Origin of the sequence: Pradoshia eiseniae (genome assembly GCF_002946355.1) — a bacterium.
Classification (GTDB): domain Bacteria; phylum Bacillota; class Bacilli; order Bacillales; family Pradoshiaceae; genus Pradoshia; species Pradoshia eiseniae.
Map to the genome: position 1 here is coordinate 290,607 of NZ_PKOZ01000001.1, position 24,085 is coordinate 314,691.

Here is a 24,085-nt window from a genome sequence, read left to right on the forward strand (position 1 = left end):
GGTGGATATTTACGAGAAGATCACGGAGCTGTATGACAGAAGGAATGATATTGAGCTTGGCGGCGGATTCGAGAAAATTGAGAAGCAGCATGAGAAGGGGAAATTGACTGCCAGGGAACGGATTGACCTTCTTGTAGATGAGGATAGCTTTGTTGAATTATATGCTTTTGTCGAACACCGGAATAAAGATTTTGGATTAGACCAGGTTAAAGGGCCAGGGGATGGCGTAGTGACCGGCTATGGAAAGATAGACGGCAGGCCTGTATACATATTTTCACAGGATTTCACCGTATTTGGGGGGGCGCTTGGCGAGATGCATGCCAAGAAAATCTCCAACATTATGGATTTGGCCGCAAAGAATGGAGCTCCGATTATAGGCTTGAATGACTCAGGGGGAGCGAGGATTCAAGAGGGGGTCACATCTCTTGATGGATATGGACATGTATTCTATCGGAATGTAATTTATTCAGGTGTGGTCCCGCAAATTTCTGTCATCATGGGACCATGTGCAGGAGGGGCTGTCTATTCACCAGCTATCACTGATTTTGTTTTCATGGTGGATAAGACGAGCCAAATGTTCATCACGGGACCTAAGGTAATTGAAACCGTCACAGGGGAGAAAATCAGCTCAGAGGACCTGGGCGGAGCAAAGGTTCATAATACGATAAGCGGCAATGCTCATTTTGAAGGGGAAACAGAAGAAGAGACCTTAAAAATGGTGAGAAGGCTTGTGTCTTACCTGCCGCTTAACAATGATCAATTGCCGCCCCGCAAGGAATGGGATGATAAGAATGATGACCGTCCAGATCTTTGTGATATCGTGCCATATGATGGGGTGCGCCCCTATGATGTCAGAAAGGTCGTCGTTGAAGTGGTGGATGAGGGCTCCTTCATGGAGGTTCAGGCGGGATTCGCGAAGAATATCGTCGTTGGGCTTGCCCGTCTGCGCGGAGAAACAATCGGCCTTGTCTGCAATCAGCCAAAAAACATGGCAGGCGGACTTGATATCAATTCATCCGACAAGGCGGCCCGCTTCATCCGTTTTTGTGATTCCTTTAATATCCCAATCGTGACATTTGAGGATGTGTCTGGCTTCTTCCCGGGAATTAAGCAGGAGCATGGCGGCATCATTCGCCACGGAGCAAAGATCCTCTACGCCTATTCAGAGGCAACTGTTCCAAAGCTGACTGTCATCCTGCGCAAAGCGTATGGCGGGGCATATGTCGCGCTTAACAGCAAATCCATCGGGGCAGATCTGGTTTATGCTTGGCCTAATGCGGAGATTGCTGTCATGGGTCCGCAAGGTGCTGCCAATATCATATTTGCCAGGGAAATCAATAATAGTCCAGACCCTGAGAAAGTGCGTCAGCAAAAGATTGAGGAATACCGTGAGAAGTTTGCCAACCCTTATGTGGCGGCAAGTCAAGGGATGGTCGATGATGTCATTGACCCGCGAGATACCCGCCTCAAAATTGCTCAGGCACTTGAGATACTTAGAACGAAAAAGGAAGTCCGGCCGGCGAAAAAACATGGGAATATTCCTTTATAAGACACTCAGATTGTAGACAACAAGGGATTGAGAATGTTATTATTCTCAATCCCTTGTTTTTGCTAGGCATCCGTGAGTAGGTAGCCTTTATTGTAATTTTTCTGTATTTTCATAATTGTTATACTTAATAGGCAAAAACTGTCTAGAGCAGCTTCGGGTTCCTCCCTTTTCTTAAATGAAAAACATCGGTATACTAATAAGATAAAAGCTTAATTCCTGGTTAGGAGGAAGAAAGAATGATTAATGAAGAAAGATTATTGCAAGAATTTCTCGAATTAGTCCAAATCGATTCTGAAACAAAGAACGAAGGACAAATCTCAAAGGTATTAAAAGATAAATTCACGGCGCTTGGCCTGGATGTATACGAAGACAATGCCAAGGAAACAACCGGATTTGGAGCGGGCAACTTAATTTGTACGCTTCCTGGGAATGTGGAAGGTGCGGATACGATCTATTTCACCTCCCATATGGATACGGTCACACCGGGTGCTGGCGTTAAGCCAAGCATTAAAGATGGATATGTCGTCACAGACGGGACAACCATCCTCGGGGCTGATGACAAGACAGGTCTGTCTGTCATGCTTGAGGTTTTACGTGTAATTAAGGAAAAAGACTTAAAGCACGGTACAATCCAATTTATCATTACGGTTGGAGAAGAGTCCGGACTTGTTGGTGCGAAAGCTCTTGACCCATCCCTTATTAAAGCTACATACGGATTTGCATTGGACAGCGATGAAGAGGTTGGCAACATCATCGTCGCTGCGCCGACACAAGCAAAAATCAAGGCGGTTATCAAAGGTAAAACCGCTCATGCAGGCGTAGCTCCTGAAAAAGGTGTTTCAGCTATCACAATCGCTGCAAAAGCAATTGCGAAAATGCCGCTTGGGCGCATTGATGAAGAAACAACAGCTAATATTGGCGTATTTGATTGTGCTAATAAACAAACCAATATTGTTGTGGATCATGTTGAAATCTTGGCTGAAGCACGTTCCCTAATTACAGAAAAGATGGAGAAACAAGCTGCTCTCATGAAAGAGGCATTTGAATCTGCAGCTGCTGAAATGGGCGGTACTGCTGAAGTTGAAATCGAGGTTATGTACCCTGGCTTCAAATATGGAGACGGCGACCATGTCGTTGAAGTAGCGAAGAAGGCTGCCAGAAAAATCGGCAGAGAACCTGAATTGAAGCATAGCGGAGGCGGGTCTGACGCAAATGTAATCGCTGGTCACGGCATCCCGACGGTCAATCTGGCTGTAGGCTATGAAGACATTCACACAACGAATGAAAAAATGCCAATTGCTGAACTATATAAATTAGGCGAAATGGTATTGGCTATTATTGAAGAAGTAGCTGCTCCAACGAAGTAACAATGAAAGCAATGAGCCACCGGCATCACCGGTGGCTTCTTTGCCATCATGCATTTTTCAAGGAGCAGAATCGGGGGAGGTCTATAGACGACATGACAGCAGAAGGGAAGGCAAAAAAAGGCGGGCGCATCATCTTTCACGTGGATATGAATAGCTTCTATGCATCAGTGGAAATCGCATTTGACCCATCGCTCAAGGGGAAGCCCTTGGCCATTGCCGGCAATGCGAAGGAACGCAGAGGCATTATTGTGACATGCAGCTATGAAGCGCGGAAATTTGGCGTGAAGACAACCATGCCTATCTGGCAAGCTCAAAAGCTTTGCCCGAAGCTGATAGTGATGGAGCCTAATTTTGACCGGTACCGAGCGGCCTCCCAAGGAATCTTTGAGCTGCTGCGCACCTTTACGCCTATCGTGGAGCCTGTCTCTATTGATGAGGGCTATCTTGACATCACCGACTATTGCGAAGGCCAATCGCCGATCAAGATCGCTCATACTATCCAGGAGCGCATCATGGATACGATGGGACTTCCTTGCAGTATTGGAATTGCACCAAATAAATTCTTGGCCAAAACCGCCTCTGATATGAAAAAGCCAATGGGAATTACCATTTTGCGCAAGCGGGAAGTGAAGGATAAGCTCTGGCCGCTACCAGTGGGAGAGATGCATGGCGTTGGGGAGAAAACAGCCCAAAAGCTTGCCACGATTCATATTAAGACAATCGGGGATTTAGCGAATGGCTATGAGGGTGCACTTGAAAAGCTGTTGGGAATTAATGGACTCCGCCTAAAGGAACGGGCCAATGGCATAGACCGCCGTGAGGTCGACCCTGAATCGATTTTTGATTACAAGAGTGTCGGGAATTCTACGACTCTTCCGCGAGATATTACGAATCAGCAAGAATTATTCGCCGTGCTGAAACGCTTAAGTGAAAAAGTAAGTGCCAGGCTAAAGAAAAAAGAGTTATTAGCATCAAAAGTTCAAATTATGATACGCTATAAGGATAGAAGGACAGTCACTCGGGGTAAAACATTGGTAAACCCTATTATAAAGGGCGAGGATTTATACATGCATGCGAAGGACCTATTCGTAAAGAATTGGAATGGCGATCCTGTCCGTTTGCTCGGCGTCACCGCCAACGAGGTCATTGAGGCGCACGAGGCCATGAAGCAGCTAGATTTATTCTCCTATACACAGGATGTGAAGGAAGTAAAGCTAGAGAGCGCTGTTAATGCGATTACAAGGAAATTTGGAAGTCAAATCATTAAAAAGGGCATTAAGATCCATGATAAGGATGCTGCGAGCAATACGAGCTTCAGCAAAGATTTTTTGCACCGGCCAAAGGATGATGGTCCTTATGGAAAATAGGTTTCAGAACTTGCACAAATGGTGTAAAATTGCTAAGGTTAATACGGTTTATATAAGTGAATCCATGATTGAAAGGAATGTTAGCAATGGGAAAACAACAAATTGGTGTCATCGGTTTAGCCGTTATGGGCAAAAACCTAGCATTTAATATAGAGAGCCGTGGTTATTCGATTTCCGTTTACAATCGTTCTTCTGATAAGACAGAAGCAATGATGAAAGAGGCGGAAGGCAAAAATGTGCTTCCTACATATTCAATTGAGGAGTTCGTCAATTCCCTTGAGAAACCTCGCAAAATCTTGATCATGGTCAAAGCGGGTGCTGCAACAGATGCGACAATCGCTCAATTGACTCCGCATCTTGATAAGGGTGACATCATTATTGATGGAGGCAACACCTTCTTCAAAGATACGCAGCGCCGCAATGAAGAGCTCAGCAAACAAGGCTTCTACTTTATCGGTACTGGTGTATCAGGCGGTGAGGAAGGCGCATTAAAAGGACCTTCCATCATGCCAGGAGGACAAAAAGAGGCTTATGAGCTTGTTGCTCCAATCTTGAAGGCCATCTCTGCAAAAGTTGGTGAAGATGATTGCTGCACTTACATCGGTCCGGATGGAGCGGGTCATTATGTGAAAATGGTCCATAACGGCATCGAATACGGAGACATGCAATTGATTTCTGAATCCTATGCTCTTCTCCGTCATATCCTTGGACTAAATGCAAAAGAGCTGCATGAGGTGTTCGCTGAGTGGAATAAGGGTGAGCTTGATAGCTATTTGATCGAAATCACGGCTGATATCTTCACGAAAACGGATGAGGAAACAGGAAAGCCAATGGTGGACATCATCCTTGATAAAGCTGGCCAAAAAGGTACTGGAAAATGGACAAGCCAAAGTGCGCTTGACCTCGGTGTGCCGCTTCCAATTATCACGGAGTCTGTATTCGCTCGCTTCTTGTCAGCTTTGAAAGATGAGCGTGTTGCAGCCTCTAAAGTATTATCTGGTCCTGCACGAAAAGAATTTGCTGGTGATAAACAAGCATTTATTGAGTCCATTCGCAAGGCCCTTTACATGAGCAAAATCTGCTCTTATGCCCAAGGTTTTGCCCAAATGAAGGCTGCATCCGATGAATTCAACTGGGATCTTCAATATGGAGACATCGCGATGATCTTCCGCGGAGGCTGCATCATTCGCGCCCAATTCCTGCAAAAAATCAAGGATGCATATGACCGCAATCCAGAGCTAAAGAATCTTCTGCTTGATGAATACTTCAAAGAAATCGTCACAAGCTACCAGGATGCCCTGCGTGAAGTAATCGGCACGGCCATCCAAGCTGGAATCCCGGTACCATGCTTCAGCGCTGCCTTATCATATTATGACAGCTACCGTGCTGAAACATTGCCGGCTAATCTATTGCAGGCACAACGCGATTATTTCGGCGCCCACACATATGAGCGCGTTGACAAAGAAGGCATCTTCCATACAGAGTGGATGGAAGAAGATAAATAAGCAAAATGAACAAAGAAACTCGCCTTTAAAAATAGGGCGAGTTTCTTTGTTATCCATTCGTTTAAAAACAATCGTTATGCGGGTATTTTAATGATTTTCTTCACGGCAAACATAGCGATGGCCCAGCTGACAACACCCATTACACCTGAAGCAGCCCTGCTTACAGCGAAACTATTTACTTCAGGAAAAATATAATAGCTGCCAATACAAAGCAGGATATAAACCATGATTGTTCCAATCAAAATACTGCCTGTCTGTTTCATAACAGGTTTCCTCCCATTCCCATATGGTTAGAATAGCTTATTAACCTAGAGGAATCTCCCTAGATCACAAGCTAGAAGCATGGCTTTATTTATCCGTAGGATTAGTGATTAGACAAACGTTTTCTTATAATCCCTACAGTAAATGCGACGGTTATTATGATTGTTATCCGGTAAATATCGGGTATTGTTTCTTCGGTAAACCAGTAGAAAGCCATCGAAAATATCACGACTGCTATCAGACAAACTATATCCACTTTTGTAAGCTTCAATAAAACCATTTCCTCTCTATTCTAGATGCTTTGTTGAAATGAGAAACAGATATCCTCTTTGAAGCATCAAAGACTATTTATCTTTCATTTGTAAAGAAGTTCTTATGAAAAAGGCCTTTCAGGAAGCTTAGAATCATCCAACCCTCCATGATTGTAAAGATTCCCACTAAACTAAACATGGCACCTTCAAACCCTCTTAAAATCTTATAGCCGTAATAAATGATGCCAGCTCCTGCAGCTATAGCCATATAGACAGGGATTTTGGCGATGGGAGGATGGAAGAACTGTTTAAGAATTAAAGAAAATAGTAAAGCGATCACCATTATGGCACTAGCAAAAAGAAAGGGGATGACAAAAAACATGCAATGACCTCCAATGTCTGCCGCTTAGCTTTCCAATAAGTTGTTCTCTCTACATTGATAAAAATCCTGCTTATGCTTTTATGTATCTTTAGATTTATATCAAATTAGTAAGTACATCCTTAATGTGCCGGAAAATATCGTGCAGCCTGTTCGCAGGTTACAAAGCATGTTATCTCAAATGATCGCCATTCCACCAGCTTTTATAATAAGAAGAATAAATGAAGTAATGCTAATTGTTCTTACTGTTCAACATAATACAAAAAAGAATGCCCCGTATACTCTCAGTTACGGGGCATTCATGTATCTATTCACATCATCTGTTCCAGTGAGTTGGTAGTTGATTTGCCGTCTTTTAGTTGAAAACGCTCAGCAATGGCTGAGATGGCTCCATCTCCTGTTACATTGCAGGCAGTTCCAAAGCTGTCCTGGGCCAGATAAAGGGCAATCATGAGAGAAAGCATATTATCAGAGAACCCGAGCATGGACTCTAGCAATCCTAATGCAGCCATAACAGCGCCTCCAGGGACACCGGGAGCAGCAATCATTGTGACGCCGAGCATGAGAATGAAGGGGAACATTTGGACAAAACTGGCCTCCATACCCTGAAGCATCATGACAGCAATCGAACAGCTGACCAATGTAATCGTGCTTCCAGATAAATGAATTGTAGCTAGGAGCGGTACGGTGAAATCAGCGACTTTTTCTTTCACGCCCATTTTCTTCGTATGCGCTACGGTGACAGGAATCGTCGAAGCAGAGGATTGAGTTCCAAGCGCTGTAAAGTATGCTGGCATCATATTCTTTAACATCCGATATGGATTTTTCCTTGAAATCGTTCCAGCTACTGTATATTGCAAGGCTATCATCACTAAATGCAGGATGATGATCATGACAAAAACTTTAGCGAATACGCTCATAATGGAGGCAATCTGGCCACCCTGTGTCATATTTGCAAATATACCAAAGATATGGATAGGCAATAAAGGAATGATGATTGAATTAATGACCTTGACAACAATCTCTTTAAATTCATCCATCACCTTTAGCAAGGCATCGCCTTTAATGGATGCCATCCCTAAGCCAATTGTGAAAGCTACCAGCAAGGCAGTCATAACGCCCATGACCGCTGGCATTTCAATTGTGAAGTATGGAGAAAGCAAGGCTTCCTCAGGGCTGGCAAAGCTTTGGCTTGTCTGATTTTGAAGCAATGCAGGATAGAAAGTCTTTGCGGCAAAAAAGGCCATTAGACCAGCCAGAATAGTCGAAGCATAGGCTAAGCCAGTCGTAATTCCAAGCATTTTTCCGGCGCCTCTGCCCATTGTGCCAATCCCTGAAGCAATAAAGCCGATAATGATGAATGGGATAATAAATTCCAGAAAACTGCTGAACAAACTGTTAAATGTAGCAAATAGGCGTACCAGCCATGCCGGGGCAATCATGCCAATACCTATTCCGAGGAAAATAGCTGCGATAATTTTAGGTAAAATCCCAAATTTTTTCATGTTGTCCTCCTTAGGTGTACAATTGTTTTTCATATGTGGATTATACACAAGATTGGCTCATATAGTAACCTATTTGCTTGAAAGATTTCGTTTAAAAGGAAAAATCAGAATAAATACCCAGATTATCGATGGGGTAGCCATTATAGATAACTAATAGATCTAAAGACGCAAAATGACTGGTTCTAAATGCAAAATCATTATGATACACTGGAATTGATTTATTATTTGGAAAATTATAGGAGGGGAAAATGACAGCAAATCGAAGTATTTGGATTCCATTATTATTTTGTGCTGCTAGTGTTGTCCTTTGTGCAATAGCCTTGATAAATACAATGTATTCAACACCTCAAAGATTTTCTGTCACCGGGATGATTCCATGCTTAATAGGTGCGGTTTCTTTTTTGTATATCAACAAAACAGCCGAAAGGAAGACTAATTTCTTATCAGTCATGCAGATGATGAATGTGCTCTTTATTATCTTCCCTTTTGTAACACTCTTATATTTTTTAACAGTATTATAGATGGAAGGCAATTAGAGGGAAATCAATATGAAGATAGGAAATAGATTTCCATAGTAGGTATACTGCAAAAGGACTCGTGAATAGAAAACAGGACCCCTATATTTCATTCGTTTATTGACACTGTCAACAGTGAATGCATATACTTAAAGAAATTAAAGTAAAGGACTGATATGGGACGATGAAATTCTAATCTGATTTTACAGGCCGTTTTTGAATAAAAAACAGAAACCTGAAAATTGGATTAGTGTGCCCAGTTACCCTTCTTTCAAAGCAGATGACAGATAAGCGATCTCCTTATAATACAGGAGGGGCTTGTTCGGTCATTTTTGCGGATAATGGCTCATACATCCCTGAAACAGGTTTCTGTTCAGGGATTTTATTATGCCTAAATTTGAAGAGGTGAATGGGATGAACATTATTAGTCTAAGAGGAATAAAGAAATCCTATGGGGATCATCAGTTGCTTACTAATGTGACATTGACGGTTCAAGCAAATGAACGAATTGGCCTTATTGGAAAAAATGGCGCTGGAAAGACAACACTCGCCAATATTCTTGCAGGAGACATTGAATGTGATGAGGGAACGCTTGAATTTAGGAATGAATTTATTAAAATAGGCTATTTGCGCCAATCAGTTGAGTATACATCAAGGACAATGCAAGCCATGGTGGAGGCGAGAGCAGAGGATGGATTGTTTACGTTCACGAGCCGCCTGGGAATGGAAAAATTGCCGGCATGGGAGGAAAAGCGTTTTGAGCATTTGAGCGGTGGAGAGCGAATTAAGCTAGCATTGGCCTATGTGTGGTCCTCTAAGCCAGATGTGCTTATATTAGATGAGCCCACCAATCATTTAGATCAGGCCGGAATGGATTGGCTTATTGAGGAATTGGCCAGTTTTGAAGGAGCTGCCATCATCATTTCTCATGACCGGTATTTTCTTGATCAGACAGTTACGAGAATTTTTGAAATCGAAGAGGGAGTAGCGCACGAATATAGAGGAAATTATACGTCTTATCGAGCTCAGAAAGAAGAAAGGAGAAGAATTCAGCAGCATCAGTATGAAACACAGCAAAAGGACATCCGCAGAATTCAGCAGCAAATTGCCCAGCTCACCAATTGGTCTGAGAAGGCACATAGCCAGTCGACGAAGCAGGAGGGATATAAGGAGTATTACCGAGCAAAAGCGAAAAAAATGGACATTCAAGTGAAGTCCAAGAAGAAACGGCTTGAAGCAGAGCTGAATAAGCATCAGGCAGCAAAGCCAGTTGAAGAGGCAAAAATTGAATTTGATTTTCTTGGCAGGGGCAAACATGGAAAACGCCTCCTTGAGGCAAGAGATATAAAGAAAAAATACGGTGAGCGAATTCTCTTTGAGAACAGCCATTTCTACATGAAGCATGGCGAGAAAATCGCCCTTACAGGAGCCAATGGCACAGGTAAGACGACACTTATCAAGATTATCCTGAAGGAGGAGTGCCTTACCTCAGGGGAACTATGGGCAAGTCCTAGCTTAAAGATCGGCTATATGAGCCAGGATGCAGGCGATCTGCCGTTGGAGAAGAAACCGGTCGATGCCATCGGCTTGCATAGTCGAGATGAAATTAATAAGGCAAAGACGATACTGGTGAACCTTGGGTTTGACAGGGAACATTTAGACGTGCCAGTCAGTTCCTTATCCCTCGGTCAGCGAATTAAAGTAAAACTCACTGGCTTACTTCTCGAAGGATATGATCTGCTCATCCTGGATGAGCCAACGAATCACTTGGACCTTGAAAGCAGGGAACAGCTGGAGAAAACCTTATCTGTTTATCCAGGTTCGCTATTGGTTGTATCGCATGACCGATTCTTCACGGAGAAGCTATGTACCAAGAAGCTGCATATTGAAAATCGTCGAATCAGGCGGATTGAAGGGATAAATGTTCATGATCGGCCGAAGCAGGAGAGTCAATCAAATGAGGAAGATTGGATGGTCAATGAGCTGAAATTAACAGAGGTTCTAGGGAAGCTTAGCAGTCTCAGCCGAGATGATGCATCTTATCAAGAGCTGGAAAAAGAGTTTCAGCGGTTGACGCAGGAAAAATTAATCATGAGGAATCGGGGTAAGTACTCTTAGCTAAAAAAGTCTGCTAACTATCAGTGTTAGCAGGCTTTTTGCTTGATATTTGCTGGGAAACGAGCTCCTATCAAACTCGTTTTCCTATCTTGTCTATCTATATAACCATTACGTGACTACCCGGACAGCATCTCCTACGCGGATTGTACCAGTTTTTATCACTGAACCGTATACACCAAAATGATTTTGCCTTGTCTTGGCGATTAATTTTAACAAAGAGGCATCCGCTGTGCCTGTTGAGGGATCGACCGTAATAATCATGCAGCGTTCACAGGGATTGTTAATCGATAATTCAATCGTATCGCCGATTAGCAAGCGTTTGCCTATCCAAGTTTCCTCCGCATAGGCCTCATTATCTAGCAATTCCAGTACGAGATTGGGACGAAATCTTCTATAATCAACCGGATGTCCCCATTCGTCTGATAAGGATTGGATGGAGGCATCTGTGACAATGAGAAGATGATCCTCCTCAAGCGGCCCAATTGGTACACATTCCGGCGTATAGGTAATAGGACTGATTTGGCGTCCGGAAATGGATTCAAGCTCTCTCAGAAGGCACGGATCATCCCATTTCATTCGCCTTCCATCGGGGGATAGAACAGAAATGTCAGGATAGGCATCAAGCCTATCAGGCCCTGTAAACGAAGCCTTGAATGCAGCCATTTGAGGGGCCTGTGTAATCGTTAGGAATTTACTTGGCCTTGTCTGATCTAAATAGGCATGGCTTCTGTCTCCATATAAACCATAAGACATGATGGATGTTTCATTGACATGTTCACCAGTGAATGATTTGACAGGATGGCGGATTAGTTCTTTTACATGCCCGACCAACAAGGCTCTCACCCCTATTTATATTTCTTCTTAAATTTATCGATATTTGTATTGGAACCGATGAGCAAGAAATCATCTCCAGGCTGCAGCTTCAAATCAGCAAAATGAGAAAGGATTGGTTCTCCATTGCGAAGCACCAAGGAAACAGTGATATCGAATTTTCTTGAGAAGTTCATTTCATTCAATGATTTCCCGTGCATCATTTCTGGCACTTCCATTTCAATGGCAGAAATATCCTTTGTAATTTCAATATATTCAATAACGCCTGTCAGCAATTCTTGGCGGGCAACTTTTCTTCCTGCTTCCTCTTCAGGGAGGATGACCCGATCAGCGCCTAAGCTTTGCAGGATTTCGCCGATTTCACGATTGTTGGCCTTGGCAATAATTTTCTTGGCTTTCCGCTCCTTCACCTTCTTCGTGATAAGGATTGCGGAATAAGCGTCAGAGCCAATCGCAATAAACACCGCATTGAATTGGTCAATCTTCAATTCGTCCAGCACATCCCGTTCACGGAAATCGCCAACGATGGCATGAGTAGCATATTCCTCGAGTAATTCTAAGTCTCGTTCGTCTTTGTCACACACAACCACTTCACAATGCTGTTTGTGAAGTTCCTTAACAATCCCTGTTCCAAACCGTCCGGCTCCAATGACTAAATATGACTTCATGGTTTAACTCTCCTCTTTAACTTAGATTAGCCTACAGCTAAGTCCTCTTTTAAATATCTGGCTTTTGCTTTTTCAACTTTGAAAATAGTATAGATGAAACTGAAAATACCAATGCGTCCAATGATCATCAGCAATATTAGTATGGTTTTGGAGGGTATGGCCAATTCATTGGTAATTCCGAAAGACAACCCTGTATTCGTCAATGCTGAGAGAACCTCGAACATGATTGGTTCAAGATCCTGCGGCTGCCAGATCGTCAGTAAGATAGTTGAAATGAAAAAGAGCGTAATAAAGGTAAAGAAAATCATAAACGACTTATCAATCGTATCCTGTGTGATCGTCTTTCTCATAATCACTACTTCCTTGCGAGATTTGGCTACCGATCCAATCTTCGCTAATAAGACAGCGGCGGTCGTCAGCCGAATCCCGCCCCCGGTACTGGAGGAAGCTCCGCCGATGAACATGAGGAACATTAGGCAAAGGACGGTCGTAATGGATAAGCTAGACACATCAAGGGTGGTCAAGCCCCCATTTCTCGATGTTGCTGAAAAGAAGAAAGCATTGGTCAGCTTGTCCCATAAGTTCAGTTCTCTAAGTACATTCGTGGACTCAAACAGGAGATAAAGGACTGTACCCGCAAATAAAAGCAGAAGATGCATGCGAATATTAATGCGTGTAAACAAGGTCTTTCTTTTTCTGAATGAAAGGATATATTCCATCATCGTCGGATAACCAAGGCTCCCTAAGAATATCGTGATGGCTGTTGTGATGAGGAACAGATTATTATGCTTAAATGAGACCAAGCTGTCCCCAAAGAGATCAAACCCGGAATTCGTAAAGCTTGCTACCGAGTGAAAGGCGGTCACAAACACAGCATCACCGTAATTATCATAGCGCGGTCGTATTTCACCGAAAAGAATGATAAAACAGATGGTTTCCACAATCGATGCGATAATCAAGACTGAAAGCGCAAGGGATGTAATGGAGCTTAACTTGTACTGATTCTGGTCCTTGGATAAGAGAAGCATGCTTGAAACCGTAATACGTTTGTCCATCATCAAGAAAAGATAACTGATGAGGACGACGACTCCGATTCCTCCGAGCTGCATCTCTACCATTAATATAGATTGGCCGACTCTCGTTAGCTCTGCACCAATATCAATGGTACTTAAGCCGGTCACACTCAAGGCGCTCGTCGATAAGAATAACGAATCAATCACTGATAAATCCCCGGTCTTTGACACAGGGAGCAGATACAAACAGGCGAATACGATGATAAAGCCTATGTACAAAAAGAAGATCTGCCTAAATGAGTGGATAGAAGATTTGCTTTGCGGCATAAAAAATCTCCATTTCTTTTAAATTATAAGGTCTTTTATTTTTTTCGATAACATATCATAGCATATTTTGTATGAATAATCCTAGTCGAGCCTGTTTTAAGGTTTCACCTCAAACAATTCCTAACTTTATCATAAAAATGACCTTTTTCAAATAGTGAATATCCTCACACCTTTTCCTGTTCCTGACAGCCTGTTTAGATAAGAAAGAATAGATTAATAGTTAAATAGATGAGGAATTTAATGGATTTCTTGAATATATATAATTTGAGGACCAAGGGAGGGGATCATGTATGGATCATATCCGTGATGTATATGACCGCTATAAAAAAGGAGAGCGGTTCGAGAAACCGTTCAGTGAGAAGAAGAGCAGGGTGAGGGATCCGAGGGAGGTGGCTCCTAATAATCAAGTCGTTCAAGAAATGTTAAAACGGCATGCTGCACATTTTCCCAAAACAAAACCCCTCGCATAAGGAGGGGAATGCTGCTTGTTTTTTATTAATCTACTCTTGTTTCTTTTGTTGGCGCAAACAATAGCCCAAGATTAATCAAACCAGCTATACCGACTAAAGCATAGACAATGCGGGATAGGATGGCATCCTGGCCGCCGAATAATGCTGCAACAAGGTCAAATTGGAAGAAGCCGACTAATCCCCAATTGATTGCTCCGATAATAGTTAGTACAAGTGCAATTTTTTGAACGACATTCATTTGTAAAATCCCCTTTTCTTAATTATTTTTATTACATTTTGTATATTCACTGAATTTTAGGTTCTTAAACCAAAATGTATAAAAAAAGTATATATTTTGTATAAGAATTTTAAATTATATAGGAGTTTTCATGAATGGCCATTCTTCTTTCTCAAGCTGCATGGCATATTCAATGATTTCGGATTGGGACATAAGAGCATAATGGAGGAAGAGGATGTTTTGTTTGTCAATAATATCGAACTGCGCTGAGTGGCTTGAAAGTATAGTTACTTTTTCTATGCCTTTAAAGAGGAAATGAAAAATCAAGCGGTTTTTCTTGAACTTTTCGAGCGGCCGTTCCCAATTGATGACCTCTGGTTCGCCAGTTTCCTTGGAAAGCTCGGCATAGCTTCGTTCAACACCGCTTAATTGATCAAAGTCACAGGTCATGAATTCAAAGGGGATATGATAATTTTGCCGGTAGCTTATTTTTAGATCCTCCAGAAAGTAGGATAATGCAGATTGATAGTCCACCTCCATGGAATCCTCATCAAGGAAGGTGAAAAGCTTTCCAATGAACGCATCAGAATACATATGCGAAAGAATTGTCGCTTTCTCGCTCTGCAGCTCAATAAACTCCACAGCGGCCGTTTCCTTATCCTCAACCTCAAATTCCATCTGGAATAAGCGAAAGCGCTTTAATTGACGCGTGGTCAAGGGGATAATCATGAACAAAAGAATCCAGATGAAGAGATAAAAAAGGCCTTTAAAAATGATGCGGTTTACGTCTGAGGACACAATCGGCTTGATGATATATTCTGTCCACCAGCTAGGCGGAACGGATGGGTCGGCAGAAAACGGAGCGGGTTCAAGAAATAGAAGCTTAGCGATTGTCCATCCGATCACGGTGACGATTCCTGAATAATAAATGAGTGACAACACAGGAGGCAGAAATTCCTTGCAGAAAATGACTAGCTGTTTCACAAGCTTTAATAACAGGTTCATTGAAGGTTCACCTCTTCGTGATACATACAAATAAATTCAACCACTAAATAGGTATGCCCTCATGCGCCCTTTTATGACAGATGATTGGTTTTTCCGGCATATTTAATCGATGATTGATAGCCGGTGGTCTCAATGTTAGATAAATGGACTGAATGTCCAGCAGCACGGATAGCCGCAACTCCCTTCTCCCTGGCGGCTAAAAGGGAGGAAATCGCGATATTCTTCACATTAGGGCCGATGTCGATGCCGATTGGAGCCGAATCGTTAAACTGTAACCCTTCAAGCTGGATATTGTCTGCAGGCTGATTTCCTCCAAAAATTTTGATATCTGCCCCTGCTGATTTAAAGTGGCGCGCTGAGATGTGACGCAGGGTGATGAATCTTGATTTATATTGAAGGGCTGCAGCTGGTTCGCCCTGATAATCATAGTCAGGGTCACCAATCATTGTCAGCTGATTGATGACGACATTTTGATATGCCGAGACGACCAAACAGCGAGGGGCAGAACCTTTGTATAAATCGGTATAGACAGGCGCTAGTGATACAAGATTCACTGCACTGATATTAAAGGCTGAAAGTGAATCTGGGTCGGTATGCAAATGATGACCGATATGGCGGAAATTGAAGGAACGATTATCATGAACCGACAAATGCCCATAAATATGAACATTGCTTGCAGCAGAAGCTGTGGCATGGGCTTTTATTTCCACGCCGCCAAAGCAATGGCTGGATGAATTATGGATGAGCCAAACATCATTCGAACCGTCATCCACCTCAAAGCCGTTTGAATTGGAGAATCCCTGTTGATGGGCCCGCCCGCTTGGGAAGCACATATGGCTGTTCGTGATGAGCAGATGGCTGCTATGATGGGTCGTCACCCCATCATCCCCAAATCCATGTCCTGTCACATGATCAACCCAGATAAATCGGCTTGGTCCTCGTGACCATGTGCCGTCTCCGAAATATGTATAAAAGCTTGATGATAGATCAAAGGCATGAAGGCCCGCATTCACTGCCTCCACGTCCCTAATCCATCCATATGTGACATGTGCATAAGTAAGACAGCTGGAGCGGTTATTTCCCGCACTTGTCTTTTGCCCTTCCGGCAGGCGGGCAGCATTCCAATCAAGGGTCAACCCTTGAACCAGAATATGATGATTGCCTCTAATCGGATTGGCATTTGTCAAAAGAGTAGCAGAAATGCCAGCCTTCTCAGATAGCTTTATAATCGACTTTCCTCGTCCCTCTCCAATAAAGCACGTAAGGGAAGGAAGCCGAATCCCTTTTACGACAAAAGTGCCCTCAGGGACAAAAACCATTCTTCGACCATTTCCTACTGCCTTGGTGAAGGCTTTTGTGCAATCGGTTCTGCCATCACCAACAGCACCATAATCAAGCACATTTACCTGCTTGTTGATTGCCTTGTTCAGCACATCATACTCTGAATCCAGCTCATCCTTCCATTCAGGATAAAGGGTTCCTTCCTTTAGGGCAGGAAGATAATTTGAGTCAGGAGCCTTTTTGGTCGTCAGAAAGAGACGAGGAAAGAAGTAAGCATAACGATTCGTTAAGGAAGGGGTTCTCTTCTTTCGCTCATTTTGGCGAATCGTTTCCTTTAATACCTGCTCTGCTTCTACTGCAAGGCTCAGCATGGTACGCCCTTTCGGAAGCCACTTCGAAAGCAGCTGCTCATTTTTCTTGGAATCATGATTTCTCGATAAGTTCAGCATGAAAACTTCCCCTTTCTTGCAGTCATCCCATTCCATCCTTATTATGATTTTATTCCCTTCCCATAGGCAAGCAAACCGTAACACAAATGTAAAGAAGGAATGGATGCCAGTACAAGGAAAAATTAGTTTAACATGCTACAATAAGGGAAGCAGTTACACTAAGACGGCTCAAAAGATAGAAACCTAATAAAGGGTGACATGTATGAAAAAGATAATGAAATCTGAACTGTTCAGCTGGATTACAGCTTTAACAATCGCGCTCATCATGGCGTTTGGCGTTCGAGCCTACATATTTGAACCATTTATCGTAGAAGGGGCCTCTATGCAGCCCACATTAAATAACAATGAAAAGCTGCTCGTTAATAAAGTTGCTACTTATACTGGGTCTGTCAAAAGCCAAGATATCATCATTATTAATGGAGATGAGGACATCAACTATGTCAAGCGTGTCATCGGCCTTCCAGGTGATAAAGTCGAAATGACCAATGACAAACTATTAATCAATGGCGAAGCAGTCGAGGAACCCTATATTGAAGAGGAACGCGAAAAAGCTCATGCTGTAAACATGAATTTTACTGGGGACTTCGGGCCAATCATTGTACCAGCCCATAAATACTTCGTCTTAGGCGATAACCGCTTGAACAGCATGGACAGCCGAAACGGACTGGGTTTGATTGATGAAGACCAAGTTATCGGTGTAAGCGAATATGTCGTTATGCCGATTAAGGAAGCACGTAAAACGGAATGAGACTTTGAATTTTAGAACGGGGAAGCGGGAGAAATCTTGCTTCTCTTTTTTGTCTGGGATGAATCCTCGAATGATGGGGGGGTCGGGGATTCTTGCTCAATGTCCTTCCTTCATGGGGTAAGGGTGGGAGGAAGATGGGAGAAGCCTGGGAAAAGCCATGCAAAGCCCAGCCTTTGCCCATGCTTCATGGGGGAAGGGTGGGAGAAAGATGGGGGAAGTATGGGAAAAGCCAGGCAATTCCCACCCAATGCCCATGCTTCATGGGGGAAGGGTGGGAGAAAGATGGGAGAAGCCTGGGAAAGCCAGGCAATTCCCACCCAATGCCCATGCTTCATAGGGAAAGGGTGGGAGAAAGATGGGGGAAGCCTGGGAAAAGCCAGGCAATTCCCACCCAATGCCCATGCTTCATAGGGAAAGGGTGGGAGAAAGGTGGGGGAAGCCTGGGAAAAGCCATGCAAAGCCCAGCCTTTGCCCATGCTTCATAGGGGAAGGGTGGGAGAAAGATGGGGGAAGTATGGGAAAAGCCAGGCAATTCCCACCCAATGCCCATGCTACATGGGGGATGGGTGGGAGAAAGATGGGAGAAGGCTGGAAAAGCCATGCAAAGCCCACCCAATGCCCATGCTTCATGGGGCAAGGATGGGAGAAAGACGGGGAGGCGTGGTTTATCACACAAAAAACTGGACCGAAAGGATTCGGTCCAGCTCTCTTATTATATATTCCGTTTGTAGGTTTCTGGCGTTAATACCGGATACTCAGAAACTGGTTCATTTAACTTTTGCACATTGAAAACCTCTCCATATTTCTCGAGGTCGCTGGCGATTTCGTCTTGCATGGCACGAGTTGGCACTTCGATATTATACTTTGTGCCTTCATGCAGCAGGCGAGATTCCGTTTCAAAATAGATATAGAACATATTTTCCCCTCCACTTAATCATGTTCTTACCTTATTCCCATTCTAGGAGGGTTAAAACGCAAACGCCGGGTTAAATACCGCTAATAGTGTCAAGGGAGTATTGAAGGTCTGTAAAGTTCACCTTATCTGATTTCTTTGCCGTAACCCTGCCTTCAAACAGCAGTTTTCCCTCCTCAAGAGAATAGACGGCAAAGGCAGGGGAACTATCCGAATCACGTCCAAATAATTGGATGGAATCCTCGTTTAGGTTAATCCAATCAATTTGAAGGCGGCTGTTCGGAGTGAAGTTGATTTCTTTAGCTATTTTACCGGTTTTTAAATCGATTTTATACACTGTTCCTTTTAGCACATCTCCGTCGTGTATTGAACGGTTTGCATAAAGATATTCTTCATCGTACATGTATGAAAGATCAGCATCCGTCGGATCCTGAAGTTCGGCAGGCATTGTTAACTCTGAAAGCTTTGCCTCCTTATAATGATAGATATACATTTTCGATTTTGATTGTGTGATTGCTCCATCATCATCAGTCTGCTCTTCAACCGTTTGGAGCATGGCAATGTCAGAAGGCTGGAGGGCATTTCGTTCCGTTAAGGACATGGTAGAGTAATAATCATTTGTTGTCTCGTTTTTTGTGAGGATGATCTTTTCATCTGTAATTTGATTCTTTTTTAAGCTAATCGTATATTCGCGGACCTCTGTTAAATTAGGATTGGATTGTTGGTTAGATGTGATAATACGTACCTCGTCATAGAGATACTGAACATCAAAAACCTCCATTTGGAAGATATCTTTCTGTTTCGGTACGTCAATCGTATATGAATTTGTTTGTTTCTGCTCTTTGTCTAACGTATCGATTGAGAAGCGAAGGTCCTTCAATGTACCATTATATGAATTGGTGTAATCAACTTCCGCATAGATAATTTGAGTATCATCCTCGAAAAAATAGCCTTCATAAAACTTCCCTCGCATGAAGGAAGGGTATTTCTTCCTTAACTCATCCATGTGCTTGTTGTCTGGTGATCTACTTATATCATCGATTTTTTTGAAAAAGGGAAGGTCAGAAGCATAGGTTGTTTCCCGTTCTGTTATCGTAAAGAAGTCAGACGTATTTCCTAAATGATAGACGCCGCTGACACTGATATCCTTTAATAATCCCTTGTCTCCGTCCACATGTTCAATGAAGAGCTGGGTCTTGTCATTCTTAGCGAGAGCTAAATGAACATAATAAATAGAAAAGGTGGCTATCAGGAAAACGGATGTGATGATTAAGGTTACATATTTCTTCATTTCATACTCCCTCCTATACCGTAACTTTCTTGTTTAATAAATAGTGACTGATCCATACAGACAGGACACCGGTTATGACGCTTGATGCTATGGTCATATAGATGAGCTCTGATAGATAGAAGTAATCGATTTTCTCGAGAGCGGTCAGCAGGAGAATCGGTGAAAAGATTAGGACTATAGCTGCTGCGATGTATAGTAGACCAAGGATGAGTCCCTTCCATTTGAATGAACGCTCCATGAGGATAGCGGTGAATAATAGGGTAAGAAAAATGAATCCGCCGCCGTAGTATAGGATGAATTCTGTAAAAGTGCCTGGGATTACAAAGAATAAAATTTTATTGTAGTTAGCGATTTCGGCGATACTCGTTTCTTTGAAGAATTCTGCTGGAATAAGCGAATCCAGAAAGCTGCTTTCAATCTTCAAGAAGGCAATCTGTGCGGCTACCAAAGTAAAGATGATGATCATTAATGCCGTGGCTTTGGCGAAATAAACGGACAGCCGTGAGGTCGGAAGCATAAGAAGTCGGTAGATAAAGGTATTTTTGCCATTCCAGTCCCGATACCAAACCAGAAAGATATAGAAGAAGACTGCTCCAACACATAGAGCAATCGGCCCGATGAAGTAGATTTCATCACTGAAGCGCATCATACTCATATATGAAAAATTATCTAGAATGGATTGAACAGTTTCTCCCCTCTTTATTTCTTCGTTAGCCAGACTCATATATCGATTAGCTGACAGCCATACGCCAATCATCTGGATGAAGAATAATCCAGCCAAGCCCCCGAGCAATACCTTTGCCACACGCGAAACCTCCAGGTTAACAAGCTTTAAATAACGCTTCATGGTATATACACCTCTCTTAGGACGTCCACAACAGATTTCCCTTCATTAATTCGCATGTCCTCCGCATTAAATTCCTTATAGACAGAACCATTGTTCAGCACAACTACCTTGTCAATCAGATGCTCAATATCATTGATTTCATGGGTTGTGATGATAACACCGCGGTCTTCGATTAAATGGCTTGTAAAGACATTGGCGATTTGCTCACGGCTGAAAATGTCAATTCCGGAGAACGGCTCATCCATTAGGACATAATCGGCATCCTGGGCAAGACCTAAAAGGAGATTTACCTTGGCTGTGTTTCCTTTTGATAGGGTGGATATACGGTCTTCCTCATTTAGTTTGAAAAATTGCAGCAGGTCATCGGCACGGTCTTGATTCCAGCTGTCGTAGAAATCAGCCATGAACTCCATTGCCTGCATGATGGTGAGGTTCGGCAGCATGGCTAATGCGTCTGGGATAAAGGTCAGCTTTTCATATGTAGCCTTCGTCCGTTTTTCTCCGTCAATGAAGATCTCTCCCCCGTTAATCGGTGTGAGTCCAAGGATAGCTTTCATGATGGTCGTCTTTCCAACCCCATTGATGCCAATCAGGCAGGTGATTTCGCCTTTGTTCGCTGTGAAGCTCACGCCATCTAATACACGTTTCCTGCCGAATTTCTTCGTCACATTCTTAACCTCTAGCATGGTTCTCCTCCTTACTTTTTCTCGGTTAGATAATTCTTTTTCACGATATCAACTAATTCATCAACGGGTACTTGAATCGGTTTGATGGCTAGGATGAAGGCATCGACAGCCTCTTGAATCAATTCCTCGCGGACACCGTTCAATACTTTTTTGTCTGTCGTAATGCGGCTTGGGAAATTGCGCTCCGTATAAATCAATCCATGGTCCTCCATTTCCTTATAGGCTTTTTGAGCTGTGTTCGGATTTATTTTGAGTAAACTGGCCAGTTCACGCCGGGATGGAATTTCCTGTCCGGCAGTCAATTCACCTGTGGCGATTTGTTCTTTGAAATAACGAACAACCTGTAAGTATACGGGTTCGCGATTATTAATGAGGAATGACATCCATTCACCTCCCATTTCTTGGTGTGTGTACTACGTGGTTCATACACTTCTTAAGGTGTACTATATAGGTAATACACTTAGGTGTCAATATTTACTTTGGAAATCTAAGATTAAATTATGATTGAATACGGCAAAATTGTATTGATAGTCACTACATGATTGCTGGCAGGTGAGAGAAAACATGCAGAATACGGGTCTTGTATTAGAGGGCGGGGGGATGAGAGGGGCTTTCACGGCTGGTGTCTTGCGTTATTTGATGGACGAGGATATGTATATTCCGTACACGATTGGCGTTTCGGCGGGTGCCTGTAATGGGAGTTCCTACATTTCGCGTCAATTAGACCGGAATTATAAGGTGATTATTCAATACTGCCGTCATCCTGAATATATTTCCTTCAGGCGCTTTTTGCGAAATAGAGAATTATTCGGGATGGATTTAATCTTTGATAAGATGCCAAATGAGCTTGTGCCATTTGATATGCAGACCTTTTGCCAATCGAAAGATGGTTTTGTCGTCGGCACGACTGATTGCGAGACAGGAGAGGCCGTTTATTTTGACAAGGGTACGTATAGTGAGGATATGCTGACAATTCTCAGGGCCTCAAGTTCGCTGCCGTTGTTTGCTCCAGAGGTATCTTTTATGGGCAAGTTCCTGCTTGATGGGGGAATTGCTGACCCAATCCCGATCAAAAAATCAGTGAGGGATGGAAATAAAAAGAATATTGTGGTCTTAACGAAGAATACGGGGTACATAGCGAGACCATCGAACTTAAATTGGTTCGCTATGCGCAAATACAAAAATTATACGGGTCTGTTGCGTACAATCAAGAATCATCACACCATCTATAACGAGACAGTCCGTTACTTGGAGGAAGAAGAGGAGAAAGGGAATATCGTCATTATTCGTCCTATGCAAAAGCTTGATGTATCATCAATTGGACGGAATCGGCGAAAGCTTGAGAAGCTCTATCATCAGGGGTATGCGGAAGCAAAAAAAGCATATCGAAAATTGAAGGAACTATTATAAGGAAAAAGAGGTGCGGATGGTATTCGCACCTCGTAAAGGGATTAAATAACGAGCTCTGACTGCATATAATGCCAAAGCAGATTAGCTGTGTGCTCAATTGAGCTGATATGAGTTCGTTCAAATGCATGGGAGGCATCGATACCGGGACCGATTAATCCGTGGACGATGTCAAATCCAGCGCGGATTGCTGCGGAGGCGTCTGAGCCGTAATATGGATAGATATCAATGCGGTAATCGACCTCATGCTTTTTCGCGAGCTCGACAAGGTGCTGGCGCAGACCATAATGATACGGACCGCTTGAGTCTTTCGCGCAAATGGAGACGCTGTATTCATCCGTTGTCTGGCCGTCTCCGATTGCTCCCATATCAACAGCCAAATATTCCACTGTCTCTGGCGGTATATTGGAGTTGCCGCCATAGCCGATTTCTTCATTATTGGATATGAGGAAATGGGTGGTGTAAGGAAGAGTAATATTTTCCTCTTTAAGCTGCTTGATCAAGTAGAGAAGAATGCCGACACTCGCCTTGTCATCAAGGTGCCTTGATTTCAAAAAGCCGTTGCCCGCAAGCTCTGCGCGAGGCTCAAAGGAGACAAAATCACCGACCTCGATGCCAAGCGCTTTCGTGTCTGCCTGTGATTTAGTGACCGCATCAATGCGGACTTCCATATGGTCGTCATCTCGTTTAATATCACCCATTTTTTGATAGACGTGGACAGATGTTTGCGTCAATAGAATGGTACCGGTATAAACGGTTCTATCTGCTGTGTGAATTTTGCAATATTCTCCTTCACAGGCATTCCAGCGGAATCCGCCAACCATAGTTAGTTTCAAGCGTCCGTTTGGCTTGATTTCCTTTACCATTGCTCCTAACGTGTCGACATGAGCCGTCAGGAAACGGTGCTTCGAGTCATCCTGCCCCTTAATTGTGGCAAGCAGGGCCCCTTTATTTGTGCGCCTGTTCTCAATTCCGTATGTATTCAGAAATTTCTCTGTATAACGAATGGCCTCTTCTGTATAACCGGTAGGACTTGGGATGGAGACCAAGTCTTTAATGTAGCGAAAAATCTCTTGTCCGTCTGCTTTCATTGGTAGACACTCCTTTTTGGTGGA

26 protein-coding genes are annotated in these 24,085 nt (G+C 43.2%); 11 read left to right on the forward strand and 15 right to left on the reverse strand.

Annotated elements, in window-relative coordinates; genetic code table 11:
* Window position 1 precedes the first annotated feature (1 nt).
* The 4 genes from CYL18_RS01440 to gndA all read left to right on the forward strand — a co-directional run bounded on the left by CYL18_RS01440 (window position 2) and on the right by gndA (window position 5,788).
* Window positions 2-1,549 carry an acyl-CoA carboxylase subunit beta gene (locus tag CYL18_RS01440; RefSeq protein ID WP_104847684.1) on the forward strand — a complete coding sequence of 516 codons (1,548 nt, stop codon included), beginning with the start codon at window positions 2-4 and terminating at the stop codon, window positions 1,547-1,549.
* 236 nt (window positions 1,550-1,785) lie between these two features.
* Window positions 1,786-2,916, forward strand: a complete 1,131-nt coding sequence (locus CYL18_RS01445; protein WP_104847685.1) for a M20/M25/M40 family metallo-hydrolase — start codon at window positions 1,786-1,788, stop codon at window positions 2,914-2,916.
* A 92-nt stretch (window positions 2,917-3,008) separates the two neighbouring features.
* Window positions 3,009-4,283: a DNA polymerase IV gene (locus CYL18_RS01450; protein ID WP_104847686.1), complete on the forward strand. Its 1,275-nt coding sequence runs from the start codon at window positions 3,009-3,011 to the stop codon at window positions 4,281-4,283.
* An 86-nt stretch (window positions 4,284-4,369) separates the two neighbouring features.
* Complete coding sequence (gndA, locus tag CYL18_RS01455; protein ID WP_104847687.1) at window positions 4,370-5,788, forward strand: NADP-dependent phosphogluconate dehydrogenase; 1,419 nt, start codon at window positions 4,370-4,372, stop codon at window positions 5,786-5,788.
* Window positions 5,789-5,862: 74 nt separating this feature from the next.
* Here the strand turns inward: gndA and CYL18_RS01460 are convergent, their stop codons facing one another.
* From CYL18_RS01460 to CYL18_RS01470, 3 genes are all read right to left on the reverse strand, one after another.
* Complete coding sequence (locus CYL18_RS01460; RefSeq protein WP_104847688.1) at window positions 5,863-6,051, reverse strand: hypothetical protein; 189 nt, start codon at window positions 6,049-6,051, stop codon at window positions 5,863-5,865.
* Between the two features lie 346 nt (window positions 6,052-6,397).
* On the reverse strand, window positions 6,398-6,682 hold the full coding sequence (locus tag CYL18_RS01465; protein ID WP_104847689.1) for a hypothetical protein: 285 nt from the start codon (window positions 6,680-6,682) through the stop codon (window positions 6,398-6,400).
* 308 nt (window positions 6,683-6,990) lie between these two features.
* Window positions 6,991-8,184, reverse strand: a complete 1,194-nt coding sequence (locus CYL18_RS01470) for a dicarboxylate/amino acid:cation symporter (RefSeq protein WP_104847690.1) — start codon at window positions 8,182-8,184, stop codon at window positions 6,991-6,993.
* 248 nt (window positions 8,185-8,432) lie between these two features.
* Here CYL18_RS01470 and CYL18_RS01475 point away from each other — a divergent pair, with 248 nt between their 5' ends.
* Together CYL18_RS01475 and abc-f are read left to right on the forward strand one after the other, a co-directional pair.
* Complete coding sequence (locus CYL18_RS01475; RefSeq protein ID WP_104847691.1) at window positions 8,433-8,705, forward strand: hypothetical protein; 273 nt, start codon at window positions 8,433-8,435, stop codon at window positions 8,703-8,705.
* Window positions 8,706-9,113: 408 nt separating this feature from the next.
* A complete protein-coding gene (gene abc-f / locus CYL18_RS01480; RefSeq protein WP_104848320.1) occupies window positions 9,114-10,817 on the forward strand; it encodes a ribosomal protection-like ABC-F family protein in 1,704 nt (567 codons plus the stop codon).
* A 108-nt stretch (window positions 10,818-10,925) separates the two neighbouring features.
* Here the strand turns inward: abc-f and CYL18_RS01485 are convergent, their stop codons facing one another.
* Genes CYL18_RS01485 through CYL18_RS01495 form a run of 3 tightly spaced genes read right to left on the reverse strand, consistent with a single transcriptional unit; the run spans window position 10,926 to window position 13,656 of the window.
* Window positions 10,926-11,651 carry an MOSC domain-containing protein gene (locus CYL18_RS01485; RefSeq protein ID WP_104847692.1) on the reverse strand — a complete coding sequence of 242 codons (726 nt, stop codon included), beginning with the start codon at window positions 11,649-11,651 and terminating at the stop codon, window positions 10,926-10,928.
* An 11-nt stretch (window positions 11,652-11,662) separates the two neighbouring features.
* The gene (locus CYL18_RS01490) at window positions 11,663-12,316 is read right to left on the reverse strand and encodes a potassium channel family protein (protein ID WP_104847693.1); all 654 of its coding nucleotides are present in this window, start codon (window positions 12,314-12,316) and stop codon (window positions 11,663-11,665) included.
* A gap of 26 nt (window positions 12,317-12,342) precedes the next feature.
* Complete coding sequence (locus CYL18_RS01495; RefSeq protein ID WP_104847694.1) at window positions 12,343-13,656, reverse strand: TrkH family potassium uptake protein; 1,314 nt, start codon at window positions 13,654-13,656, stop codon at window positions 12,343-12,345.
* 290 nt (window positions 13,657-13,946) lie between these two features.
* Between CYL18_RS01495 and CYL18_RS01500 the strand changes: the two genes are divergently transcribed.
* Window positions 13,947-14,126 carry a hypothetical protein gene (locus CYL18_RS01500; protein ID WP_104847695.1) on the forward strand — a complete coding sequence of 60 codons (180 nt, stop codon included), beginning with the start codon at window positions 13,947-13,949 and terminating at the stop codon, window positions 14,124-14,126.
* A 25-nt stretch (window positions 14,127-14,151) separates the two neighbouring features.
* Here CYL18_RS01500 and CYL18_RS01505 read toward each other — a convergent pair whose 3' ends face one another.
* From CYL18_RS01505 to CYL18_RS01515, 3 genes are all read right to left on the reverse strand, one after another.
* On the reverse strand, window positions 14,152-14,364 hold the full coding sequence (locus CYL18_RS01505; protein ID WP_104847696.1) for a DUF378 domain-containing protein: 213 nt from the start codon (window positions 14,362-14,364) through the stop codon (window positions 14,152-14,154).
* Between the two features lie 114 nt (window positions 14,365-14,478).
* On the reverse strand, window positions 14,479-15,348 hold the full coding sequence (locus CYL18_RS01510) for a hypothetical protein (protein ID WP_104847697.1): 870 nt from the start codon (window positions 15,346-15,348) through the stop codon (window positions 14,479-14,481).
* Window positions 15,349-15,419: 71 nt separating this feature from the next.
* Complete coding sequence (locus tag CYL18_RS01515) at window positions 15,420-17,078, reverse strand: glycosyl hydrolase family 28-related protein (RefSeq protein ID WP_104847698.1); 1,659 nt, start codon at window positions 17,076-17,078, stop codon at window positions 15,420-15,422.
* 202 nt (window positions 17,079-17,280) lie between these two features.
* On the opposite strand from CYL18_RS01515, the gene lepB reads away from it, so the two are divergent.
* The 3 genes from lepB to CYL18_RS01530 all read left to right on the forward strand — a co-directional run bounded on the left by lepB (window position 17,281) and on the right by CYL18_RS01530 (window position 18,557).
* Entirely contained in the window at window positions 17,281-17,826 is a 546-nt protein-coding gene (gene lepB / locus CYL18_RS01520; protein ID WP_104847699.1) for a signal peptidase I, read from the forward strand.
* Window positions 17,827-18,034: 208 nt separating this feature from the next.
* Complete coding sequence (locus CYL18_RS19580; RefSeq protein WP_269089180.1) at window positions 18,035-18,163, forward strand: hypothetical protein; 129 nt, start codon at window positions 18,035-18,037, stop codon at window positions 18,161-18,163.
* Window positions 18,164-18,329: 166 nt separating this feature from the next.
* On the forward strand, window positions 18,330-18,557 hold the full coding sequence (locus CYL18_RS01530) for a hypothetical protein (protein ID WP_104847701.1): 228 nt from the start codon (window positions 18,330-18,332) through the stop codon (window positions 18,555-18,557).
* Here CYL18_RS01530 and CYL18_RS01535 read toward each other — a convergent pair.
* The 5 genes from CYL18_RS01535 to CYL18_RS01555 all read right to left on the reverse strand — a co-directional run bounded on the left by CYL18_RS01535 (window position 18,539) and on the right by CYL18_RS01555 (window position 21,946).
* A complete protein-coding gene (locus CYL18_RS01535) occupies window positions 18,539-18,742 on the reverse strand; it encodes a hypothetical protein (protein WP_104847702.1) in 204 nt (67 codons plus the stop codon). The two genes, CYL18_RS01530 and CYL18_RS01535, sit on opposite strands and share 19 nt — an antisense overlap.
* A gap of 70 nt (window positions 18,743-18,812) precedes the next feature.
* On the reverse strand, window positions 18,813-20,030 hold the full coding sequence (locus CYL18_RS01540; RefSeq protein WP_104847703.1) for an aryl-sulfate sulfotransferase: 1,218 nt from the start codon (window positions 20,028-20,030) through the stop codon (window positions 18,813-18,815).
* Between the two features lie 13 nt (window positions 20,031-20,043).
* Window positions 20,044-20,877, reverse strand: a complete 834-nt coding sequence (locus tag CYL18_RS01545) for a hypothetical protein (RefSeq protein WP_104847704.1) — start codon at window positions 20,875-20,877, stop codon at window positions 20,044-20,046.
* Window positions 20,874-21,563: an ABC transporter ATP-binding protein gene (locus CYL18_RS01550; RefSeq protein ID WP_104847705.1), complete on the reverse strand. Its 690-nt coding sequence runs from the start codon at window positions 21,561-21,563 to the stop codon at window positions 20,874-20,876. Before CYL18_RS01550 ends, CYL18_RS01545 begins: the two co-directional genes overlap by 4 nt.
* An 11-nt stretch (window positions 21,564-21,574) precedes the next feature.
* Window positions 21,575-21,946: a GntR family transcriptional regulator gene (locus CYL18_RS01555; protein ID WP_104847706.1), complete on the reverse strand. Its 372-nt coding sequence runs from the start codon at window positions 21,944-21,946 to the stop codon at window positions 21,575-21,577.
* 181 nt (window positions 21,947-22,127) lie between these two features.
* Between CYL18_RS01555 and CYL18_RS01560 the strand changes: the two genes are divergently transcribed.
* Window positions 22,128-22,973, forward strand: coding sequence for a patatin-like phospholipase family protein (locus CYL18_RS01560; RefSeq protein WP_104847707.1), 846 nt, complete (start codon window positions 22,128-22,130; stop codon window positions 22,971-22,973).
* A gap of 41 nt (window positions 22,974-23,014) precedes the next feature.
* Here the strand turns inward: CYL18_RS01560 and CYL18_RS01565 are convergent, their stop codons facing one another.
* Entirely contained in the window at window positions 23,015-24,061 is a 1,047-nt protein-coding gene (locus tag CYL18_RS01565) for a M42 family metallopeptidase (protein WP_104847708.1), read from the reverse strand.
* Window positions 24,062-24,085: the final 24 nt, after the last annotated feature.

Excerpts from the sequence above, each read along its gene's own strand:
- CYL18_RS01545 (WP_104847704.1), bottom strand. The coding sequence starts at position 20,877 with ATGAAGCGTTATTTAAAGCTTGTTAACCTGGAGGTTTCGCGTGTGGCA.
- abc-f (WP_104848320.1), top strand. The coding sequence starts at position 9,114 with ATGAACATTATTAGTCTAAGAGGAATAAAGAAATCCTATGGGGATCAT.
- CYL18_RS01465 (WP_104847689.1), bottom strand. The coding sequence starts at position 6,682 with ATGTTTTTTGTCATCCCCTTTCTTTTTGCTAGTGCCATAATGGTGATC.
- CYL18_RS01450 (WP_104847686.1), top strand. The coding sequence starts at position 3,009 with ATGACAGCAGAAGGGAAGGCAAAAAAAGGCGGGCGCATCATCTTTCAC.
- CYL18_RS01495 (WP_104847694.1), bottom strand. The coding sequence starts at position 13,656 with ATGCCGCAAAGCAAATCTTCTATCCACTCATTTAGGCAGATCTTCTTT.
- CYL18_RS01530 (WP_104847701.1), top strand. The coding sequence starts at position 18,330 with ATGGGGGAAGTATGGGAAAAGCCAGGCAATTCCCACCCAATGCCCATG.
- CYL18_RS01535 (WP_104847702.1), bottom strand. The coding sequence starts at position 18,742 with ATGTTCTATATCTATTTTGAAACGGAATCTCGCCTGCTGCATGAAGGC.
- CYL18_RS19580 (WP_269089180.1), top strand. The coding sequence starts at position 18,035 with ATGGGGGAAGTATGGGAAAAGCCAGGCAATTCCCACCCAATGCCCATG.
- CYL18_RS01490 (WP_104847693.1), bottom strand. The coding sequence starts at position 12,316 with ATGAAGTCATATTTAGTCATTGGAGCCGGACGGTTTGGAACAGGGATT.
- CYL18_RS01560 (WP_104847707.1), top strand. The coding sequence starts at position 22,128 with ATGCAGAATACGGGTCTTGTATTAGAGGGCGGGGGGATGAGAGGGGCT.
- CYL18_RS01540 (WP_104847703.1), bottom strand. The coding sequence starts at position 20,030 with ATGAAGAAATATGTAACCTTAATCATCACATCCGTTTTCCTGATAGCC.
- CYL18_RS01505 (WP_104847696.1), bottom strand. The coding sequence starts at position 14,364 with ATGAATGTCGTTCAAAAAATTGCACTTGTACTAACTATTATCGGAGCA.
- CYL18_RS01445 (WP_104847685.1), top strand. The coding sequence starts at position 1,786 with ATGATTAATGAAGAAAGATTATTGCAAGAATTTCTCGAATTAGTCCAA.
- CYL18_RS01475 (WP_104847691.1), top strand. The coding sequence starts at position 8,433 with ATGACAGCAAATCGAAGTATTTGGATTCCATTATTATTTTGTGCTGCT.
- lepB (WP_104847699.1), top strand. The coding sequence starts at position 17,281 with ATGAAAAAGATAATGAAATCTGAACTGTTCAGCTGGATTACAGCTTTA.
- CYL18_RS01550 (WP_104847705.1), bottom strand. The coding sequence starts at position 21,563 with ATGCTAGAGGTTAAGAATGTGACGAAGAAATTCGGCAGGAAACGTGTA.
- CYL18_RS01470 (WP_104847690.1), bottom strand. The coding sequence starts at position 8,184 with ATGAAAAAATTTGGGATTTTACCTAAAATTATCGCAGCTATTTTCCTC.
- CYL18_RS01510 (WP_104847697.1), bottom strand. The coding sequence starts at position 15,348 with ATGAACCTGTTATTAAAGCTTGTGAAACAGCTAGTCATTTTCTGCAAG.
- CYL18_RS01460 (WP_104847688.1), bottom strand. The coding sequence starts at position 6,051 with ATGAAACAGACAGGCAGTATTTTGATTGGAACAATCATGGTTTATATC.
- CYL18_RS01555 (WP_104847706.1), bottom strand. The coding sequence starts at position 21,946 with ATGTCATTCCTCATTAATAATCGCGAACCCGTATACTTACAGGTTGTT.
- CYL18_RS01565 (WP_104847708.1), bottom strand. The coding sequence starts at position 24,061 with ATGAAAGCAGACGGACAAGAGATTTTTCGCTACATTAAAGACTTGGTC.
- CYL18_RS01500 (WP_104847695.1), top strand. The coding sequence starts at position 13,947 with ATGGATCATATCCGTGATGTATATGACCGCTATAAAAAAGGAGAGCGG.
- CYL18_RS01515 (WP_104847698.1), bottom strand. The coding sequence starts at position 17,078 with ATGCTGAACTTATCGAGAAATCATGATTCCAAGAAAAATGAGCAGCTG.
- gndA (WP_104847687.1), top strand. The coding sequence starts at position 4,370 with ATGGGAAAACAACAAATTGGTGTCATCGGTTTAGCCGTTATGGGCAAA.